Raw genomic sequence first — 18,888 nt, 5'->3', positions numbered from 1 at the left:
GGAGACCAGCGCAGCTGGTGGAGGGGCGGCGCGCAGCGCCGGCTTCGCCGGCCCCTCCACCACCGGCTTCGCCGGCGGTCCCCCTCCCCCCGCTCCGCGCGGGGAGGATTGGCTGTGAACCCTGTCCTCGTCACCGGCGGCGCGGGGTTCATCGGCTCCAACCTCGCCGACCGGCTCGCGCGCGACGGGCATCGGGTGCGGGTGTATGACGCGCTCAGCCGGCCGGGCGTGGAGGCGAACCTTGCGTGGCTGCGGGCCAGCCATGGCGAGCAGGTCGAGTTCGTCCACGCCGACGTGCGCGATCATGACCGGCTGACCGCCGCGACTTCGGACGCGAAGGCGGTGTTCCATTTCGCCGCGCAGGTCGCGGTCACAACGTCGATGACGGACCCGGTCGACGACTTCCAGATCAACATCGGCGCCACCTTCGCGCTGCTGGAGGCGCTACGCCATAAGGGCGACGGCACGCCGCTGATCTTCGCCTCCACCAACAAGGTCTATGGCGACCTCGCCGACCTCGACTTCGCGCTGGAGAACGAGGCCTATGTCCCCGTCGACGCGGACGTGCGCGCGCACGGGATCGGCGAGGGCCGCAGCCTCGACTTCCACACGCCCTATGGCTGTTCCAAGGGCGCGGCGGACCAGTATGTGCTCGATTATGCGCGCAGTTTCGGCGTGCCGACGTGCGTCCTGCGGATGAGCTGCATCTACGGCCACCGCCAGATGGGGACGGAGGACCAGGGCTGGGTCGCGCATTTCCTGATCCGCGCGCTCGAAGGCAAGCCGATCACGCTGTACGGTGACGGGCATCAGGTGCGCGACATCCTCGACGTCTCCAACGCGGTCGACGCGTACGTGCGGGCCTGGGAGCGGATCGGCCAAGTGAAGGGCCGAGCGTTCAACCTGGGCGGCGGGCCCGCCAACGCCGTGTCGCTGCGCCAGTTGCTGGCGCACATGGGGCAGCTGATCGGCCGCGAGGTGGCGATCGAATCGTCGGACTGGCGCGCGGGCGACCAGCGTTACTTCGTCGCCGACACGCGCGCGGCGCAGGCGGCGCTCGATCTGGGCCCCCGCGTCGACTGGCGCGAGGGCGTGGCGCGGCTGGCGGCGTGGCTGGCGAGCGAGCGGCGGCTGAACCTGTCCGTCGGCCAACCCCAGGGCGCGGTGGCGTGAAGCTGCTGATGACCGCCGACCGCGTGGGCGGCGTCTGGCAATATGCGACCGAACTGGCGGCCGCGCTCGCGCCGCTGGGCGTGGAGACGGTGGTGGCGGTGATGGGGCCAAGAGAGCCCGATCAGTTCCCCAACTCCGTTCAGGCTGAGCCTGTCGAAGCCCTGCCCTTTTCTTCGGCGAAGAAGGACAATCCCCTTCGACTGACTGCCTACGGCAGTCGCTCAGGACAGGCTTCGACAAGCTCAGGACGAACGGAAAGAGGGGACGCAATCGTCGGCGAAATGACGATCCTCGACACTCACCTCCCCCTCGACTGGCTCTGCGACGGCCCCGGTCCCGTCCGCGCCGCCGCCGCCGCGCTCGCCGCCCTTGCCCGAGACGTCGGCGCCGATCTCGTCCACCTGAACTCCCCCGCCCTCGCCGGTGCGACCCGCTGGCCGGTGCCGGTCGTGGCCGTGGAGCATGGGTCCGTCGCGCCCTGGTGGGAGGCTGCGCACCCGGGCGAGCCGCTGCCCGCGCCATTCGCCTGGCACGCGGCGATGGTTCGCGACGGCCTCCTCGCCGCCGACGCCGCGATCGTGCCCAGCGCGAGCTACGCCACCGCCGTGCAGCGCCGCTACCATCTGCCCCGCTCGCCGGTCGCTATCCACAACGGGCGCACGCCCTCTCTCCTCCCCACCGCCGCCCCCGCGCGATACGCCCTCACCGCCGGCCGGCTGTGGGACCGCGTCAAGCGCACTTCGTTGCTCGATCGGGTCGCGGCGCTCACGCCGATCCGCGCCGCCGGGCCGCTGACGGGGCCGCATGGCGAGACGGTCGTGTGCGAGCACCTGCGTCACCTCGGCACCCTCTCCACATCCGCCCTCGCCGCAGCGCTCGCAGCCCGGCCGGTGTTCGTCTCCGCCGCGAGCTTCGAGCCGTTCGGCCTCGCGGTGCTGGAGGCGGCGCAGGCGGGCTGCCCGCTCGTCCTGTCCGACATCGCGACCTTCCGCGAGCTGTGGGACGGCGCCGCGCTGTTCGTGACGAGCGAGGACCCGGCCGACTGGGCCGCAGCGATCGACCGCGCTCGGGCCGACCGCGAGACGCTGGGCGAGGCCGCCCAAGCCCGCGCCGCCCGCTATACGCCCGAGGCGACCGCGGCGGCGATGATGGCGGTCTATGACCAGATCCTCCGCCGGCCCCTCCTATCCTCCCCCGCCAGGGAGCGCGAGGTTGGAGGGGGCGGAGCCCCGACACCACGGGACAGGACTCCTCCCCCTCCACCGCCTTCGGCGGTCCCCCTCCCCCTGGCGGGGGAGGATCGCGAGATCGGCCGCCTTGACCGGGTTCGCGTCGCATGAGGATCGCCTATCTCACCCACAGCCTCGCAAGCTGCTGGAACCACGGCAACGCGCACTTCCTGCGCGGCGTGCTGCGCGAGCTGATCGCGCGCGGCCATGACGTGCGCGCGCTCGAACCGGCGGGCAACTGGAGCCTTACCAACCTGATCGCGGACGCCGGCGACGCGGGGCTCGACGCCTACCGCGCCGCCTATCCCGAGCTGTCGTCCACCGCCTTCGCGCCCGACACGCAGGTCGACGAGCTGGTCGGTGACGCCGATCTCGTGATCGTCCACGAATGGAACGAGCCGGCGCTGGTCGCCGCCATCGGCGCGGCCCGCAAGGCGGGCGGGCGGTTCACCCTGCTGTTCCACGACACCCACCACCGCGCCGTCAGCGATCCGGACGCGATCCGCGCGTTCGACCTGTCGGGCTATGACGGCGTGCTCGCGTTCGGCGAGACGCTGAGCGAGGTGTACCGCCGCTGGGGCTGGGGCGACCGCGTGTGGACGTGGCACGAGGCCGCCGACACGCGGCTGTTCCACCCGCCCGAGCAGGAAGGCCCGCGCGACGGCCTCGTCTGGATCGGCAACTGGGGCGACGGCGAACGCACCGCCGAGCTGGAGAGCTTCCTGTTCGCGCCCGCCCGCGCCGCCGGCTTGGGCCTCGACATCTACGGCGTCCGCTATCCCGACGAAGCGCGGGCGACGCTAGCGCGTTACGGCGCGCGCTATCACGGCTGGGCGCCCAACGCGCGGGCGCCCGGCATCTTCGCGCAGGCCCTGGCGACCGTCCACGTACCGCGCCGCTATTACACCACCATCCTGCCCGGCATCCCCACGATCCGCGTGTTCGAGGCGCTCGCCTGCGGCCTGCCCCTCGTGTCGGCACCGTGGAGCGACAGCGAAGGCCTGTTTCGCGGCGGCGAGGATTTCCTGATGGTAGCGGACGGCGCTGCGATGACGAAGGCGCTCGCCAGGCTGCGCGACGACCCTGCCGAGCGCGCGGCGCTCGCGGCCTCGGGACTGGAGACGATCCGCGCCCGCCACACCTGCGCGCATCGGGTGGACGAGTTGCTGGGGATCGTCGCCAGGCTCCGTAGCGACCCACCCTCCCCCGTTCAGGCTGAGCTTGTCGAAGCCCTGCCCTTCTTCGCGCAGAAGAAGGACAGCCCTTCGACAAGCTCAGGGCGGACGGAAGAAGGTGGAGTGCTTATCGAACAAGGACCCTTGAAGTGAAGATCGCCTTCTACGGCTCCAGCCTCGTCTCGTCCTACTGGAACGGCGCGGCGACCTATTACCGCGGCATCCTGTCGGCGCTCGCCACCCATGGCCACGAGATCACCTTCTATGAGCCCGACGCGTTCGACCGGCAGCAGCATCGCGACATCGATCCGCCCGCCTATGCGCGATCGGTGGTGTGGTCCGCGACCGACGAAGGCCTGCGCTCGGTGCTGGCCGAGGCGGGTGCGGCGGATGTCGTCGTCAAGGCGTCGGGCGTCGGCGTGTACGACCGCGAGCTGCTGGAGGGCATCCTCGACGCGGGCCACGCCCACGCGCTCAAGATCTTCTGGGACGTCGACGCCGCCGCGACGCTGGACGAGATGCGCGCCGATCCCGGCCACCCGGTGCTTGGCGCGCTGGACGAACTCGATCTGGTGCTGACCTATGGCGGCGGCCCGCCGGTGATCGACGCCTACGAGGGGTTCGGCGCGAAGGAGTGCGTGCCCGTCTACAACGCGCTCGATCCCGCGACCCATCATCCGGTGCCGCGCGACGAGCGGTTCGCGTGCGACCTCGCCTTCCTCGGCAACCGCCTGCCCGATCGCGAGGCGCGCGTGGAGGAGTTCTTCCTCCGCCCCGCGGCGATGCTGCCGGCGCAGAGCTTCCTGATCGGAGGCAACGGCTGGCAGGACAAGGCGATGCCCGCCAACGTCCGCCACCGTGGCCACGTCTACACCGCCGAGCACAACGCGTTCAACTGCACACCCCGCGCGGTGCTGAACGTGGCGCGCGACTCGATGGCGAGCATCGGTTTCTCCCCCGCCACCCGCGTGTTCGAGGCCGCGGGCGCAGCAGCGTGCCTGATCACCGACGCGTGGGAGGGGATCGAGCAGTTCCTGATCCCCGACACCGAGGTGTTGGTGGCCCGCGACGGGCAGGACGTGGCCGAGCATCTGGCGGCGCTCACCCCGGAGCGGGCGAAAGCGATCGGCGAGGCGGCGCTGGCGCGCGTGCTGGCCGAGCACACCTATGCGTTGCGCGCGCGGCAGGTCGACGCGCTGCTGCGCGAGCGGGTGGCGCGGATGCGGGGAGCGTGATGGCGGTGGGACAAGAGAAGGCAGGGCTTCGACAAGCTCAGCCTGAACGGGGTTGGGGCAAAGATAGCCTCACCCAAGAACCGTCTAGGCTGAGCTTGTCGAAGCCCTGCCCTTCTCCTTCCACTCCTCGCCCATGAAACTCGTCGTCCTCGGCCTGTCGCTGTCGTCCTCCTGGGGCAACGGGCATGCGACCACCTATCGCGCGCTGCTCAAGGCGTTCGCCGCCCGCGGCCACGACATCCTGTTCCTCGAACGCGACGTGCCCTGGTACGCAGGGCAGCGCGACCTGGCGGACCCCGATTACTGTCGCCTCGCCTTCTACCGCGACCTCGACGATCTGGCCGGCTGGGCGCCCGAGGTGGCGCGCGCCGACGCGGTGATAGTCGGGTCGTACGTGCCCGACGGCGTCGCGGTGGGCGAGTGGGTGCAGGCGACCGCGACAGGCACCACCGGCTTCTACGACATCGACACGCCCGTCACGCTCGCCAAGCTGGCGCGCGGCGACCTCGAATATCTCTCGCCCGCGCTGATCCCCGGCTACGACGTGTACCTGTCGTTCACCGGCGGGCCGACGCTGCGCCGGATCGAGGCCGAATACGGCTCGGCGGCGGCGCGCGCGCTCTACTGTTCGGTCGATCCCGCCGCCTACCAGCCGACCGGCGAGCCCAAGCGGTGGGACCTGTCGTACCTCGGCACCTATTCCCCCGATCGCCAGCCGGTGCTCGAACGGCTGCTGATCGAGCCCGCGCGCCGGTCGCCCGACAGGCGCTTCGTCGTCGCCGGGCCGCAATATCCGGCCGAGATCGACTGGCCCGCCAACGTCGAGCGGATCGAGCATCTGCCGCCGTCGGACCACGCCGCCTTCTACTCCGCGTCGCGTTGGACGCTGAACGTGACGCGGGCGGACATGGTGGCGGCGGGATGGTCGCCGTCGGTGCGGCTGTTCGAGGCCGCCGCCTGCGCGACGCCGATCGTGTCGGACCGGTGGGACGGGCTGGCCGAGCTGCTGGTGCCAGATCGCGAGATCGTGCTGGCCGGCAACGGAGAAGGCGGCGCGGACGACGTGCTCGCGGCCCTGGATCGTCCAGACGCCGCCGCGATCGGGCTTGCCGGACAGGCGCGGGTGCTGGCGCAGCACACCGCCGCGCACCGGGCTCGGGAGCTGGAGGATCACCTGCTCGAAGCCGCCCGGCGCGCGGCGCTCGTCACCGCTGGCCGGGCAAGGTAGGAAGCGCCATGATCCTGCTTCCGCTCCTGATCCTCGCCGCCGCCCAGCGCGCCGACCACTCGACCGACCGGCTGCCACCCGCCGACCCGCTGCCGCTATCGTCGGACGGCGCCGCGGCGGAGGTGCTGGCGACGGTGCAGCGCATGCTGGCGGGGCTGGCCGCGCGCGATCCGGCGGCGATCCTCGCCGACGTGCGTGCCGACGGTGGCGCCACCGCCGTGACGGCGGACGGCGTTCACCATTATGGGTGGGCGGAGTTCGCCGCCCGCATCAAGCCCGGCTCGCAACGCTATGAGGAGCGATTGTCCGATCCGGCCGTCGAGGTGGACGACAATATCGCGATGGTCTGGAGCCCGTATCAGTTCCGGATCGACGGTCGCGTCGATCATTGCGGCACCGACCACTTCGACCTGGTGCGCGAGGGCGGCCGGTGGCGGGTGCTTAACGTCACCTGGACGCAGCGGACGGATTGCGAGCCGCCTTCGTCATCCCGGCCCTGAGCCGGGATCCCGCTTCTTGAACGGACGATCGACGTAGAAGCGGGACCCCGGATCAAGTCCGGTGTGACACTACGATCAGACCGTGAAGCTCTCCCCGCACCCGCAGGCGCCCTTGGCGTTGGGGTTGGCGAACACGAAGCCGGCGGTGAAATCGTCCTCCACCCAATCCATCGTGCTGCCGATCAGGTAGAGGATCGACCCGCCGTCGACGAACAGCGTGCCGCCCGGCGTCTCGATCCGCTCGTCAAACGGCTTGGCGTCGGGGACGTAGTCGACTGAATAAGCCAGCCCCGAACAGCCCCGCCGCGGCGTCGAGAGCTTCACGCCGACCGACCCCTCGGGCGCGCGCGCCATCAACGACGCGATCCGCGCCTCGGCGGATGCGGTCAGGTGGAGCGCCGCTGGGCGGGGTCGTGCAATCGTCGCCATCAGTTCAATCCGTTCGCTTCGAGCGAAGTCGAGAAGCCAGTACGCGGATACCGTTTCTCGACTTCGCTCGAAACGAACGGCAATCCCTTAAGTCGATCAAAGTACCACTTTGACCGACGATCACAGCATTCCCAGTTCAAGCCGGGCCTCGTCGCTCATCTTGGCGGGATCCCACGGCGGGTCCCAGACGAGGTTGACCTCGGCGGCGCGCACGCCCGGCACCGCGCTCACGCGCAGTTCGACCTCGGCGGGCATCGACTCCGCGACCGGGCAGTTCGGCGTCGTCAGGGTCATCGTCACCGCGACATCGCCGTCGCCGGTCACGTCGACGCCATAGATCAGGCCGAGCTCGTAGATGTTGACCGGGATCTCGGGGTCGAAGATCTCCTTCAGCGCGCCGACGACGGCCTCGTACAGCTCGCCCCCCGGCTCGCCCGCGCCCGCCGCCACCGGCTGCTGCGCGAGGAAGCCCGTCAGGTAATCGCGCTTGCGGCCGAACGTGTCGGCCATGCTCTCGGCGGACGCGCCCTCCACGCGCGCCTTGGGGGGCGGCGTCACGCTCTCCACTTCCTCGACCCGGAACGGCTCGCTCATCCGCCAGTCCTCATCCGAAAATCTTCCTTACCCGCTCGAGTCCCCGCACCAGCGCGTCCACGTCGGCCGGGCCATTGTACACGCCGAAGCTCGCCCGCGCAGTCGCCTCGACGCCCAACGCCTGCATCAGCGGCTGCGCGCAATGATGGCCGGCGCGGATCGCGACCTGCGCCTCGTCCAAGATGGTGCCGACGTCGTGCGGATGCACCCCCTCGACCTCGAACGAGACGATGCCAGCCGAGTCCGGCGGCCCCAGCAGCCGCACCGAGTTGAGCCCCGACAGCGCCTCGCGGGTGGCGCGGACCAGCGCGGTCTCGTGCGCGTGGATGCGGTCGAGGCCTATGTTCTCGACATAGTCGATCGCGGCATGAAGCCCGAGCGCGCCGACGATGTGCGGCGTCCCCGCCTCGAACCGGCCCGGCGGCGCGGCATAGGTCGTGCGCTCGAAGGTGACGCGGTCGATCATCGACCCGCCGCCTTGGTAGGGCGGCATCTTCGCCAGCAGTTCCGCGCGGCCCCACAGCACGCCGATGCCGGTCGGGCCGTAGAGCTTGTGGCCCGAGAAGACGTAGAAGTCGCAGCCGATCGCGGCGACGTCGACCGCCATGCGCGGCACCGCCTGGCACCCGTCGATCAGGATCGTCGCGCCGACCGCATGCGCCAGCTCCGAGGCGCGCCTGGCGTCCAGCACCGAGCCGAGCACGTTGGAGACGTGCGACAATGCGACTATCTTGTGCGCGGGGGTGATCATCGCCGCCATCGCGTCGAGGTCGATACGTCCGTCGTGGGTCAGCGGAACGACGTCGATCGCGGCGCCCCCCCGCTCCGCGGCCATCTGCCATGGCACGATGTTGCTGTGGTGCTCCAGCATCGACAACAGGATGCGGTCACCGGCCTTGAGCTGCGTCGCCGCCCAGCATTGCGCGACGAGATTGATGCCCTCGGTCGCGCCGCGCACGAACACGCACTCGTCAGGACGGCCACCGATGAACCGCGCGACGGCACCCCGCGCCGCCTCATAGGCGACCGTCATGTCGGCGGAGCGCTGGTACACGCCGCGGTGGACGGTGGCGTAGGTCTCGCCATAGCCGCGCGTGATCGCATCGATGACGGGCCACGGCTTCTGCGAGGTGGCGGCGGTGTCGAGGTACGACCAGCCGGAGGGGATGGCGGGGAAGTCGGCGAGCAGGTCGAGCGCGTCTTCTCGATCCTCCCCGAGCTTGCTCGGGGAGGGGGACCGTTCGCCTTCTTCAGGCGAATGGTGGAGGGGCGGCGGGCGACGACTGCCGTCTAAGACGGCCCCTCCACCACTCGCTTCGCGAGCGGTCCCCCTCCCCGAGACGAGCTCGGGGAGGATTGAGATGCCTTCGCTCACAACGCGTTCTCCAGCCAGGCGTCGGCGTCCGCCGTGAATGCGTCGCGTACGGCCTCATCCCCGATCCGACCCAGCGCATCCGCCACGAACGCATGCGTCAGCAGCGCCTGCGCGCGCGGTTTCGGGATGCCGCGCGACTCCATGTAGAACAGCGCGCGCGCGTCGAGTTCGCCCACCGTCGCGCCGTGCGCGCATTTCACGTCGTCGGCGAAGATCTCGAGCTCGGGCTTGAGGTTCACCGTCGCGGTGCGCTTGAGCAGCAGCCCGCGCAGCGACTGCTCGCCATCGGTCTTCTGCGCATGGCGCGCGACCTCGACCGCGGCGGCAAGGCTGGCGGTGGAGCGGTCCGCCGCCACCGCGCGCCAGAGCTGGTGCGACTGGCCGCCCGGCGCGGCATGATGCACGCGGATCGCGCACTCCTGCTTCTGCTCGCCCGCGATCAGCAACGCGCCGCCGATCTCGGCATAGCCGCCCTCGCCCACGCGGACGTGTCCGTCGATGCGGGTGCCGGCCTGACCCGCACCAAGGAACGTCGTCACCAGCCTGGCACCAGCACCAATCACCGCCTCGTCGCGCAGGCTCGTGAAGCCCGCCGACTGGATCAGCCGGACGGCGCGCATCAGCCGCGCCGAGCGGCCGAGCGTGACCCGGGTCGCACGGTTCTGCCAGCCTGCGCCGACAAAGGTCTCCACCACCTGGCCGACCGCGTCATCGGCAAGGATGATCTCGGCGGGCAGGTGGTTCTCAGCGCCGGTGGCGACGTGGACGACCTGCACCGGATCGGCGACGGCGTTCCGGTCGAGCCGCAGCGACCAGCCGGTGCCGGCGGCATGCTTGCCGAGCGCGTGGTCACCCGCCGCGAGATCGGCCAGCGTCACCGGGCCGAGCGTCGAGCGCGACTCGTCCAGCACGCCGTCGACGAACAGCAGGCGGGCGCCCGGAAGATCAAGGAAATCATGCTCCGGCGCCGCCACCGGCGCGAGCGCGGCGGCGGCGGCAAGCCCGCCGAGATCGGCCCACCGCCACGCCTCGGCGCGGGTGGAGGGGAGGTCGAGGAGAGTGCTCACGCGTCATCCTCCCCCGAGCAGAGAGAGGGGGACCCGCGCAGCGGGTGGAGGGGGGTGAGCGCCGGACGGCCAGAAGACGGCCGCCCCCTCCACCAGCTTCGCTGGTCCCCCGCCCCCGGAGCCATGCTCCGGGGGCGGATGAGAAAGGGGCTCACGCGCTCACCTGCGCATAGCCTTCGCGCTCCAGCTGCAGCGCCAGTTCCGGGCCGCCGGTGCGCGTGATGCGGCCCGCCTCCAGCACGTGCACCACGTCCGGCCGCACGTAATCGAGCAGGCGCTGGTAATGGGTGATGAGGATCACCGCCTTGTCGGGCCCCCCCGCCTTCTGGCGCATGATGCGGTTGATGCCGTCACCCACGATGCGCAGCGCGTCGATGTCGAGGCCGCTGTCCGTCTCGTCGAGGATCGCGAGGCGGGGGTTGGTGATCCCCATCTGCACCATCTCGTTGCGCTTCTTCTCGCCGCCGGAGAAGCCGACGTTGACCGGGCGCTTGAGCATCTCGGCGTCCATTTCCAGCGCAGCGGCCTGCGCGCGGGCGAGCTTCAGGAACTCGGCGCCCGACAGCGGCTTCTCGTCCCGGCTGCCACGCTGCGCGTTGAGCGCCTCGCGCAGGAACTGGACGTTGGAGACGCCGGGGATCTCGACCGGATACTGGAAGCCGAGGAACAGGCCGGCGGCGGCGCGCTCGTGAGGGGCGAGGGAGAGGAGGTCGATCCAACCTTCTCCTTCTTCGTCACCCCGGACTTGATCCGGGGTCCCGCTACCTTGCGCGCCGTCGGAAGAAGAAGCGGGACCCCGGGTCAAGCCCGGGGTGACGGGTGTGGGGCTGAAGCGCACGCTCCCCCCCGTCACCTCATACCCCGGCCGCCCACCGAGCACATAGCCGAGCGTCGACTTGCCCGCGCCATTCGGCCCCATGATCGCATGGATTTCACCCGCGTTGACGGTAAGGGACAAGCCCTTGAGGATTTCCTTGCCGTCGATTTCGGCGTGGAGGTTTTCAATCTTCAGCATTACGCTCTCGAATTTGATGGAGCGCCTGAGCTCTTTCCTGCTCAGCCGCATCAATTAACTTCTTCTGTCGAACAATCGCTATTCGCGCCTCCGCGAATGCGATGTCGCGTTCAAGGCGATCGCCGATAAACTCGTTCTTTATCCAACGGTTGATAGGAACAAACGGCAGTTGAGCTTTGGGATGATTTGCTAGGAATCGCTCAACGTAATCAGCAACCCTCTTTCTCAGGAATGTGTCTCGTTCACGCTCTTTCTTAAGACGAGCGAACTTAGCCCTGATTTCCTCGAGATCACCTAGCTCCTTGACTGCACGAACGTGCAAATTTTGAGGTTTGAAATCATAGATCCGGGCAGCTTCTTCGACAGCAGCAGTCACAGCGACACCGTCTGCGAGAAGGCCCTCGAGATCAGCTAACGCATCGGCAATGCGCTGCTCGACCCCGCTCATCCCACGCTCCCCTCCAGCGAAATCCCCAACAGCTTCTGCGCCTCGACAGCGAACTCCATGGGCAGTTGCTGCAGCACCTCGCGCGCGAAGCCGTTGACGATCAGCGCCACCGCCGCTTCCGCGTCCAGCCCGCGCGACATGGCGTAGAACAACTGGTCCTCGCTGATCTTGCTCGTCGTCGCTTCGTGCTCGATTTGCGCGCTCGGGTTACGCACCTCGATGTACGGGATCGTGTGCGCGCCGCATTGGTCGCCGAGCAGCAGGCTGTCGCACTGGGTGAAGTTGCGCACGTTCTCCGCCGTCGGGCCGACGCGCACCAGACCGCGATAGGTGTTGTCCGACCGCCCCGCGCTGATCCCCTTCGACACGATCGTGGACTTCGTGTTCTTGCCCAGGTGGATCATCTTGGTGCCGGTGTCCGCCTGCTGGCGGTTGTTCGTCACCGCCACCGAATAGAACTCGCCGACCGAGCCGTCGCCCGCCAGCACGCAGCTCGGATATTTCCAGGTGATCGCCGAACCGGTCTCGACCTGCGTCCACGACACCTTGCTGTTCTTGCCTTGGCACAGCGCGCGCTTGGTGACGAAATTGTAGATGCCGCCGACGCCGTTCTCGTCGCCCGGATACCAGTTCTGCACGGTCGAATATTTGATCTCGGCATCGTCCATCACGACCAGCTCGACCACCGCGGCGTGAAGCTGGTTCTCGTCGCGCATCGGCGCGGTGCAGCCTTCGAGATAACTGACGTACGAACCCTTGTCGGCGACGACCAGCGTGCGCTCGAACTGGCCGGTGTTCTCGGCGTTGATCCGGAAGTAAGTGCTCAGCTCCATCGGGCAACGCACGCCCTCGGGAATGTAGACGAACGTCCCGTCCGAGAAGACCGCGCTGTTGAGCGTCGCGAAGTAATTGTCGTGCTGCGGCACCACCTTGCCCAGCCACTTGCGGACGAGATCGGGATATTCCTTGATCGCTTCGCTGATCGACCGGAAGATGACGCCGGCGGCCTCCAGCTCCTTGCGAAAGGTGGTCGCGACCGACACGCTGTCGAACACCGCGTCCACCGCCACGCGGCGCTTGGGGTTGCCGTCCGCATCGAGGTCCTCGACACCGGCCAGCATCTTCTGCTCGCCGATCGGGATGCCGAGCTTCTCGTACACGCGCAGGATCTCGGGATCGACCTCGTCCAGGCTGCCGAGCTTGGGCTTCGGCTTGGGCTCGGCGTAGTAATAGGCGTCCTGATAGTCGATCGGCGGCACGTTCATCTTCGACCAGTCAGGCGCCGCCATCGTGAGCCACTTCGCATACGCCTTCAGCCGCCAGTCGAGCATCCACTGTGGCTCGCCCTTCTTGGCGGAGATGTAGCGAACCGTGTCCTCGCTCAGCCCCTTGGGCGCGAAGTCCTGTTCGATGTCGGAGTGGAAACCCCACTCGTACGTCTTGGCGACGGCCGCATAGGCTTCAGCGTTCTTGGTGGCCATGATCTAAACCTGAACCTCTAAAACCGTTCGCCCTGCGCTTGTCGAAGGGCGTGCCGCAGGTGCTTCGACAAGCTCAGCACGAACGGTGGAAAGCTGGGCGAGACTCACGCCCGCCAGCGCCCCGCGCACCGCCTCGTTCACCACGCCCCAATGCGGCTTGACCGAGCAATGGTGATCGAGCGCGCAGTCGTGCGTCTGCGTGTCGACGCAGGTGGTGAGCGCGATCCGACCCTCCACCGCCTCGATGATGTCGGCGAGGCTGATCGCGCCCGCCGGTCGCGCGAGCACGAAACCGCCGCCGGTGCCGCGGGTCGATTCGATCAGGCCGGCGGCGGCAAGGCGGCTGACCAGCTTCTGCGCGGTGGGCAGCGGCACACGCGTTTCCTCGGCCAGCCGCGTCGCGTTCAGGCGCGCGTCGAGGCCGTGGCGCGCGGCGGCGCACATCATCACGATCGCATAATCGGCAAGGCTGGAAAGGCGCATTGTTGCGAAGCGTTCTCAAATCGGACCGATCTGATCCGATTGCGAGATGGTGCGACGCGGCGCGTCGATCAACCGCTATCTTTGCGAACGTCTCGCAAGGCGTCATGGGTTGCCGCGCCGCTTTGACCGCGCTCGGCACCGCTGCCATGTCGAGCGCATGATCTATCGTGCGATCCGCCCCGCGCTGTTCCTGCTCGATCCGGAGCGGGCGCATGGCGTCGCGTTGCGCTCGCTCGCGCTCCGGCCTGCGCGTGCGGCTGCGCCGCGTCCCCGGCTGGCGACGAAGCTCGGGGAACTGTCCTTCGCCAACCCGATCGGCATCGCGGCGGGGCTCGACAAGGACGGGCGCGCGATCGACGGGTTGTTCGGGATCGGCGCGGGCGCGGTGGAGATCGGCACGCTGACGCCGCTGCCCCAGCCGGGCAACCCGAAGCCGCGGATGTTCCGGCTGGTCGCCGACGGCGCGCTCATCAACCGGCTGGGCTTCAACAACGGCGGGCTGGAGGCGGGGCTGGCGCGCGCCCGATCGGCGAGGCGGGCCGGCCGGCCCGCGCTCAAGACGGGGCCCGCGCTCAGGACGGGCGTGCTGGGCATCAACGTCGGCGCCAACAAGGATTCGGCCGATCGGATCGCCGACTATGCCTATGGCGTCGCCGCCGCGGCGCAGGTGGCCGATTACGTGACGATCAACATCAGCTCGCCCAACACGCCGGGGCTGCGCGACCTGCAGCATGGGGACGCGCTGCGCGACCTGCTCGCGGTGTGCGACGGTGCGCGGATGGCGGGCGGCCGCACGCCGCTGTGGCTGAAGGTCGCGCCCGACCTCGACCCCGCGGCGATCGACGCGATCGCGCGGGCGGCGATTGCGGGCGGGGTGGACGCGCTGGTGGTCGGCAACACCACCGTCTCGCGCCCGGCGGCGCTCCGGTCGGCGCATGCCGGGCAGACCGGCGGGCTGTCGGGCGCGCCGCTTGGCGCCGCCGCCCGCGCCACGCTGGCGGCGTTCCGGGACGCGACCGGGGGCAGGCTGCCGCTGGTGGCGGTGGGCGGGATCGGCAGCGCGGCGGAGGCCTATGCGCGCATCCGGGCGGGGGCGAGCCTGGTCCAGCTCTACACCGCGCTGGTGTACGAGGGCCCGGGGCTGGTGGCGCGGATGCTGACGGGGCTGGATGCGCTGCTGGCGCGGGACGGGTTTGCGGGCGTGGCGGAGGCGGTGGGGGTAGACATGTAAGTACCGACAGTTCTTTTCCCGTTCATGCTGAGCCTGTCGAAGCACTGTCCTTCTTCTTAAGAAAGGACAGCCCTTCGACAAGCTCAGGGTAAACGGAAGAAGTGAGACAACCCTAAGCCTCGCGGCTTGCACCGCCGCCCGGCGCCGCTACGCTGCGGCGCGATGAGAACCCTCCTCACGCTCGCCGCCGCTCTCGCCCTGCCCGCCGCCGTCGCCGCGCGGCCGGCTCCCGCACCGGCCACCGGCATGGTCAGCGCGTCGGACCCGCGTGCGGCGGCGGCGGGCGTCGAGATGCTGCGCGCCGGCGGCACCGCCACGGACGCGGCGATCGCGACGATGCTGGCGCTCAACGTCGTCGAGCCGCAGAACAGCGGCATCGGCGGCGGCCTGTTCTGGGTCGGCCACGACGGGCGCACCCACGCCTTCACCACGATCGACGGCCGCGAGACCGCCCCCAAGGCCGCCGACGGCCACTGGTTCTACGGCGACGACGGCCAGCCGATGGGTCATTTTCAGGCGGTGCCCGGCGGCCGCAGCGTCGGCATCCCCGGTGCGCTCCGCGCGATGGCGGCGGCGCATCGCAGCGGCGGTAAGCTGCCCTGGGCGACGCTGTTCGGCCCGGCGATCCGGCTGGCGGGCGATGGCTTCGCGATGACGCCGCGGCTGGTTAACGGGCTCAACAATTTCGGGACGCACGTCGATCCCTGGGCGCGCGCGCACTTCTTTGCAGGCGACGGCAAGGCGCTGCCCGTCGGCACCGTCCTCAAGAACCCGGACCAGGCAGCCTTCCTGCGCGAGATCGCGACCGGGGGCGCCGAACGCTTCTACGCCGCGCCCGATGCCGCCCGGATCGTCGCGGCCGTCAACGGCGCCGCGCGCAACCCGTCGAAGATGACGGTCACCGACGTCACGAGTTATCGCGCGAAGCCGCGCCCGCCAGTGTGCGGGACGTACCGCGGCTATCGCATCTGCGGCATGGGCCCGCCCTCGTCGGGCGGCGTCGCGGTGCTGCAGATACTGGGCCAGCTCCAGCGGTTCGACATGACGGGGCTGGGCAAGGACTCGCCCACCGCCTGGCACCTGTTCGCCGAATCGGAGCGGCTGGCCTATGCGGATCGCGACCGGTATCTGGGCGATCCGGATTTCGTATCGGTGCCGGTGAAAGCCCTGATCGACCCTGTGTACATCGCCGGCCGCTCGGCGCTGATCGCGCCCGACGGCACGATGGCGACCGTCACCGCCGGCGCGCCCGCCGGCGCCCCGCCGCGCAAGACCGTGCCGACCAGCGAAGTTCCCGGCACTACCGACGTCGCGGCGGTCGACGCGGCCGGCGACGTCGTCGAGGTGACGACCACGATCGAGGGCTATTTCGGCTCCGGGCTGTCGGTCGGCGGGACGATGCTGAATAACCAGCTGACCGATTTCGACTTCGCGCCAGCGAAGGACGGCTACCTCGTCGCCAACCGGGTGGAGGGCGGCAAGCGGCCGCGCTCGTCGATGTCGCCGACGATCGTCTATGGCCCGGACGGCGCGGTGCGGCTGGCGGTGGGCGCGGCGGGCGGGTCGACGATCATTGCGCAGGTGGCGAAGGCGATCGTCGGGGTGATCGACTGGCATCTGTCCGCGCAGGACGCGATCGCGCTCGGGCTGCTCTACGCGCCGGGGCCGACCGCGACCGCGGAGAAGGGCACGCAACTCGACGCGATGGTACCCGCGCTCCAGGCGCTGGGCGAGCGGGTGCAGTCGGCGCCGCTGGGGCTGAAAGCCAATGCGATCGAGCGGGTCGGCGACACGTGGGTCGGCGCCGCCGATCCGCGCAGCGAGGGCGTCGCGATGGGGACGGACGGATCGGTGACGCAGATCGTCCGCACCGGCCAGCCCCGCCCGGCGGAGTAACCACTATTCCGTCACCCCGGGCTTGACCCGGGGTCCCGCTCTCTTCCACCTCGCAGGAAAGAAGAAGCGGGACCCCGGCTCAAGGCCGGGGTGACGGCGGTTAACTCTGCACCCGCCGGTCATCGGATAAGCAATGCGCAAGCTCGAACGTTTCCCCAATCTCGTCGCGATGTTCTTCGCGCGCGCCCGGACCGGCGACGATGCGCCGTTCCTGTGGCGCAAGACGGATGGCTCTTGGGCCGCGATCTCCTGGGCCGACGCGGCGCGTCAGGTCGCGAGCCTCGCGGCGGGCTTGCGCGCGATCGGGCTCGTCCCCGGTGACCGGGTGATGCTGGTCTCAGAGAACCGCCCCGAATGGTGCCTGTCCGATCTCGCGATCATGGCGGCGGGCTGCGTGACGGTGCCGACCTATGTCACCAACACGACGCGCGACCACGGCCATATCATCGAGAACTCGGGCGCTCGCGCCGTCATCGTCTCGACGGACAAGCTCGCGCGGGCGCTGATGCCAGCGGTCCTGCGCGCCGACGCCATGCGGCTGGTGATCGGCATCGATGCGATGCGCGCGGGCGCCGCCGCCGCCGCGTCCGGCGTCGTCTTCCATGACTGGCATGCGCTCGTCGCCGCCCATCCCGCCGACCCGGCGGACGCGGAAGCGGCGGCGACCTTCGCGCGCGAGGACCTCGCCTGCATCATCTACACCAGCGGCACCGGCAGCTCCCCGCGCGGCGTGCGCCAGCATCACGGCGCGATCCTCCACAACGTCGCGGGCACCAGCGCGGCGATCGCGCAGGACATCGGCTGGGGCAGCGGGGACAAGGGGGAGGTGTTCCTGTCGTTCCTGCCGCTGTCGCACGCCTATGAGCATAGCGCGGGTCAGTTCCTGGCGATCGGCCTGGGCGCGCAGACCTATTACGCCGAAGGGCTGGAGAAACTGGCGAGCAACATCGAGGAGGCGCGCCCGACGATCATGGTCGTCGTTCCCCGCCTGTGCGAAGTGCTGCGCACGCGGATCGTCCAGGGCGTCCAGAAAAAGGGCGGGATCGGGGCCCGGCTGCTCGTCCGCGCGGCGGCGATCGAGGCGCGGCGTGACGACGGTCGCGTCCGCCTCGCCGATCGTCCCGCGTCGCTGGCGGTCGCCCTGCTGCTGCGGCCCCGGGTGCGCGCGCGGTTCGGCGGCCGGCTGAAGGCGATGATCTCGGGCGGCGCGCCGCTCGCCCCGGCGGTGGGGGACTTCTTCTCCGCGGTCGGGATGCTGGTGTTGCAGGGCTATGGCCAGACGGAGGCGGGACCGATCATCTCGTGCAACCGCCCGCGCGCCGGGATCGCGATGGAGACGGTCGGACCGCCGCTCGGGGAGATCGAGGTGCGGATCGCCGACGACGGCGAGATACTGGTGCGCGGTGAGAATGTGATGCACGGCTATTGGCGCAACGACGAGGAGAGCGCGCGCGTGCTCGTCGACCCCGTCCCGCAGGATGGCGCAGGCGCCTGGCTCCATACCGGCGACATTGGCGAGTTCGATCCGCGCGGCCGCATCCGCATCACCGACCGCAAGAAGGACCTGATCGTCAACGACAAGGGCGAGAACGTCGCGCCGCAGAAGGTGGAGGGGATACTGACGCTGCAGCCGGAGATCGGCCAGGCGATGATCGCTGGCGACCGGCGGCCCTATATGGTGGCGGTGATCGTGCCGGACGCGGAGTGGACCGCCGGGTGGCGCGCCGCGCATCCGGACGTAGGGACGGACGATCCGACGTATCGCGCCGGGCTGTCGGCGGCGATCGACCGGGTGAACCGCGACCTGTCCGCCGCCGAGAAAATCCGCCGCTTCATCCTGGCGGACGAGCCGTTCACCATCGAGAACGGCCAGATGACGCCTTCGCTAAAGATCAGGCGGCACGTGCTGCGCGAGGTGTATGGCGAGCGGCTGGACGGGTTGTACCGGGGGTGAGCAGCGCAAGCGGACTAACGGCTCACCGCTACAATGCCTTGCTCACCGCCACTGAATCTGTGCTGCTGCCCGCGCACGATCGCGCCCGGCTGGAACTCCCACGTTTCTCCGTCGGGCACCGGGCCGAGGATGCGATAGCCGTCACTCGGCAGCGACTCGGCCTCGACCGGACGCCACACATCCACTCCCTCGTCCAGAAGCCGCATATAGAGGCTGATGTGCTCGCCCATTCTCGTCCCCTGCTGCAAGCCCGCGCCGAACGACCTTGCTGGCAATGTCTGGTTTTGGGAAGAGCGGCGCAGTCCACCTAAGTCCGTTCTTGTGAAGGAAATCGGGCACCGGCAGGTGTACGATATCCTCCAAGGCAGGAAGCCG

Annotated in this window: 18 protein-coding genes; 9 read left to right on the top strand and 9 right to left on the bottom strand. The window is 69.6% G+C overall.

Going from position 1 to position 18,888, the window contains the following annotated elements:
• The first annotated feature begins 114 nt into the window (after nucleotides 1-114).
• From ACFE65_RS12740 to ACFE65_RS12715, 6 genes are all read left to right on the top strand, one after another.
• Nucleotides 115-1,173 (top strand): SDR family NAD(P)-dependent oxidoreductase, encoded by a 1,059-nt coding sequence (locus tag ACFE65_RS12740; RefSeq protein WP_375382738.1) that lies wholly within the window; start codon nucleotides 115-117, stop codon nucleotides 1,171-1,173.
• Nucleotides 1,170-2,513 carry a glycosyltransferase family 4 protein gene (locus ACFE65_RS12735; RefSeq protein ID WP_375382737.1) on the top strand — a complete coding sequence of 448 codons (1,344 nt, stop codon included), beginning with the start codon at nucleotides 1,170-1,172 and terminating at the stop codon, nucleotides 2,511-2,513. The genes ACFE65_RS12740 and ACFE65_RS12735 overlap by 4 nt, the downstream gene beginning before the upstream one ends.
• Nucleotides 2,510-3,730 (top strand): glycosyltransferase, encoded by a 1,221-nt coding sequence (locus ACFE65_RS12730; RefSeq protein ID WP_375382736.1) that lies wholly within the window; start codon nucleotides 2,510-2,512, stop codon nucleotides 3,728-3,730. The genes ACFE65_RS12735 and ACFE65_RS12730 overlap by 4 nt, the downstream gene beginning before the upstream one ends.
• Nucleotides 3,727-4,812, top strand: coding sequence for a glycosyltransferase (locus ACFE65_RS12725; protein ID WP_375382735.1), 1,086 nt, complete (start codon nucleotides 3,727-3,729; stop codon nucleotides 4,810-4,812). Before ACFE65_RS12730 ends, ACFE65_RS12725 begins: the two co-directional genes overlap by 4 nt.
• A 133-nt stretch (nucleotides 4,813-4,945) precedes the next feature.
• Complete coding sequence (locus tag ACFE65_RS12720) at nucleotides 4,946-6,040, top strand: glycosyltransferase (protein WP_375382734.1); 1,095 nt, start codon at nucleotides 4,946-4,948, stop codon at nucleotides 6,038-6,040.
• Nucleotides 6,041-6,048: 8 nt separating this feature from the next.
• Nucleotides 6,049-6,540, top strand: a complete 492-nt coding sequence (locus tag ACFE65_RS12715; RefSeq protein WP_375382733.1) for a nuclear transport factor 2 family protein — start codon at nucleotides 6,049-6,051, stop codon at nucleotides 6,538-6,540.
• 75 nt (nucleotides 6,541-6,615) lie between these two features.
• Here ACFE65_RS12715 and ACFE65_RS12710 read toward each other — a convergent pair whose 3' ends face one another.
• The 8 genes from ACFE65_RS12710 to ACFE65_RS12675 form a co-directional block, all read right to left on the bottom strand.
• Nucleotides 6,616-6,969 carry a HesB/IscA family protein gene (locus ACFE65_RS12710; RefSeq protein WP_375382732.1) on the bottom strand — a complete coding sequence of 118 codons (354 nt, stop codon included), beginning with the start codon at nucleotides 6,967-6,969 and terminating at the stop codon, nucleotides 6,616-6,618.
• Between the two features lie 120 nt (nucleotides 6,970-7,089).
• Nucleotides 7,090-7,563 carry an SUF system Fe-S cluster assembly protein gene (locus ACFE65_RS12705; protein WP_375382731.1) on the bottom strand — a complete coding sequence of 158 codons (474 nt, stop codon included), beginning with the start codon at nucleotides 7,561-7,563 and terminating at the stop codon, nucleotides 7,090-7,092.
• A gap of 10 nt (nucleotides 7,564-7,573) precedes the next feature.
• On the bottom strand, nucleotides 7,574-8,752 hold the full coding sequence (locus tag ACFE65_RS12700) for a cysteine desulfurase (protein WP_375382767.1): 1,179 nt from the start codon (nucleotides 8,750-8,752) through the stop codon (nucleotides 7,574-7,576).
• Nucleotides 8,753-8,934: 182 nt separating this feature from the next.
• The gene (locus tag ACFE65_RS12695; protein WP_375382730.1) at nucleotides 8,935-10,005 is read right to left on the bottom strand and encodes a SufD family Fe-S cluster assembly protein; all 1,071 of its coding nucleotides are present in this window, start codon (nucleotides 10,003-10,005) and stop codon (nucleotides 8,935-8,937) included.
• A 151-nt stretch (nucleotides 10,006-10,156) separates the two neighbouring features.
• Nucleotides 10,157-11,020 carry a Fe-S cluster assembly ATPase SufC gene (sufC, locus tag ACFE65_RS12690; protein ID WP_375382766.1) on the bottom strand — a complete coding sequence of 288 codons (864 nt, stop codon included), beginning with the start codon at nucleotides 11,018-11,020 and terminating at the stop codon, nucleotides 10,157-10,159.
• Nucleotides 11,007-11,468 (bottom strand): hypothetical protein, encoded by a 462-nt coding sequence (locus ACFE65_RS12685; protein WP_375382729.1) that lies wholly within the window; start codon nucleotides 11,466-11,468, stop codon nucleotides 11,007-11,009. The genes sufC and ACFE65_RS12685 overlap by 14 nt, the downstream gene beginning before the upstream one ends.
• Nucleotides 11,465-12,949: a Fe-S cluster assembly protein SufB gene (sufB, locus tag ACFE65_RS12680; protein ID WP_375382728.1), complete on the bottom strand. Its 1,485-nt coding sequence runs from the start codon at nucleotides 12,947-12,949 to the stop codon at nucleotides 11,465-11,467. The genes ACFE65_RS12685 and sufB overlap by 4 nt, the downstream gene beginning before the upstream one ends.
• Nucleotides 12,950-12,952: 3 nt before the next feature.
• Complete coding sequence (locus ACFE65_RS12675; RefSeq protein ID WP_375382727.1) at nucleotides 12,953-13,432, bottom strand: SUF system Fe-S cluster assembly regulator; 480 nt, start codon at nucleotides 13,430-13,432, stop codon at nucleotides 12,953-12,955.
• A gap of 157 nt (nucleotides 13,433-13,589) precedes the next feature.
• On the opposite strand from ACFE65_RS12675, the gene ACFE65_RS12670 reads away from it, so the two are divergent.
• The 3 genes from ACFE65_RS12670 to ACFE65_RS12660 all read left to right on the top strand — a co-directional run bounded on the left by ACFE65_RS12670 (nucleotide 13,590) and on the right by ACFE65_RS12660 (nucleotide 18,513).
• Complete coding sequence (locus ACFE65_RS12670; RefSeq protein WP_375382726.1) at nucleotides 13,590-14,663, top strand: quinone-dependent dihydroorotate dehydrogenase; 1,074 nt, start codon at nucleotides 13,590-13,592, stop codon at nucleotides 14,661-14,663.
• Nucleotides 14,664-14,825: 162 nt separating this feature from the next.
• The gene (locus ACFE65_RS12665) at nucleotides 14,826-16,559 is read left to right on the top strand and encodes a gamma-glutamyltransferase family protein (RefSeq protein ID WP_375382725.1); all 1,734 of its coding nucleotides are present in this window, start codon (nucleotides 14,826-14,828) and stop codon (nucleotides 16,557-16,559) included.
• A gap of 133 nt (nucleotides 16,560-16,692) precedes the next feature.
• A complete protein-coding gene (locus ACFE65_RS12660) occupies nucleotides 16,693-18,513 on the top strand; it encodes an AMP-dependent synthetase/ligase (RefSeq protein WP_375382724.1) in 1,821 nt (606 codons plus the stop codon).
• Nucleotides 18,514-18,527: 14 nt separating this feature from the next.
• On the opposite strand, the gene ACFE65_RS12655 is transcribed toward ACFE65_RS12660, so the two are convergent.
• Nucleotides 18,528-18,743 carry a hypothetical protein gene (locus tag ACFE65_RS12655; protein ID WP_375382723.1) on the bottom strand — a complete coding sequence of 72 codons (216 nt, stop codon included), beginning with the start codon at nucleotides 18,741-18,743 and terminating at the stop codon, nucleotides 18,528-18,530.
• Nucleotides 18,744-18,888 lie beyond the last annotated feature (145 nt).

Source organism: uncultured Sphingomonas sp. (genome assembly GCF_964237335.1).
GTDB lineage: Bacteria > Pseudomonadota > Alphaproteobacteria > Sphingomonadales > Sphingomonadaceae > Sphingomonas.
Note: the sequence above shows the minus strand (reverse complement) of the source record. Positions and strands in the feature narration are given on the sequence as shown.

Coding starts and splice junctions, on each gene's coding strand:
- ACFE65_RS12730 (WP_375382736.1), top strand. CDS start 2,510: ATGAGGATCGCCTATCTCACCCACAGCCTCGCAAGCTGCTGGAACCAC.
- ACFE65_RS12720 (WP_375382734.1), top strand. CDS start 4,946: ATGAAACTCGTCGTCCTCGGCCTGTCGCTGTCGTCCTCCTGGGGCAAC.
- ACFE65_RS12715 (WP_375382733.1), top strand. CDS start 6,049: ATGATCCTGCTTCCGCTCCTGATCCTCGCCGCCGCCCAGCGCGCCGAC.
- ACFE65_RS12710 (WP_375382732.1), bottom strand. CDS start 6,969: ATGGCGACGATTGCACGACCCCGCCCAGCGGCGCTCCACCTGACCGCA.
- ACFE65_RS12705 (WP_375382731.1), bottom strand. CDS start 7,563: ATGAGCGAGCCGTTCCGGGTCGAGGAAGTGGAGAGCGTGACGCCGCCC.
- sufC (WP_375382766.1), bottom strand. CDS start 11,020: ATGCTGAAGATTGAAAACCTCCACGCCGAAATCGACGGCAAGGAAATC.
- ACFE65_RS12685 (WP_375382729.1), bottom strand. CDS start 11,468: ATGAGCGGGGTCGAGCAGCGCATTGCCGATGCGTTAGCTGATCTCGAG.
- sufB (WP_375382728.1), bottom strand. CDS start 12,949: ATGGCCACCAAGAACGCTGAAGCCTATGCGGCCGTCGCCAAGACGTAC.
- ACFE65_RS12675 (WP_375382727.1), bottom strand. CDS start 13,432: ATGCGCCTTTCCAGCCTTGCCGATTATGCGATCGTGATGATGTGCGCC.
- ACFE65_RS12670 (WP_375382726.1), top strand. CDS start 13,590: ATGATCTATCGTGCGATCCGCCCCGCGCTGTTCCTGCTCGATCCGGAG.
- ACFE65_RS12665 (WP_375382725.1), top strand. CDS start 14,826: ATGAGAACCCTCCTCACGCTCGCCGCCGCTCTCGCCCTGCCCGCCGCC.
- ACFE65_RS12660 (WP_375382724.1), top strand. CDS start 16,693: ATGCGCAAGCTCGAACGTTTCCCCAATCTCGTCGCGATGTTCTTCGCG.
- ACFE65_RS12655 (WP_375382723.1), bottom strand. CDS start 18,743: ATGGGCGAGCACATCAGCCTCTATATGCGGCTTCTGGACGAGGGAGTG.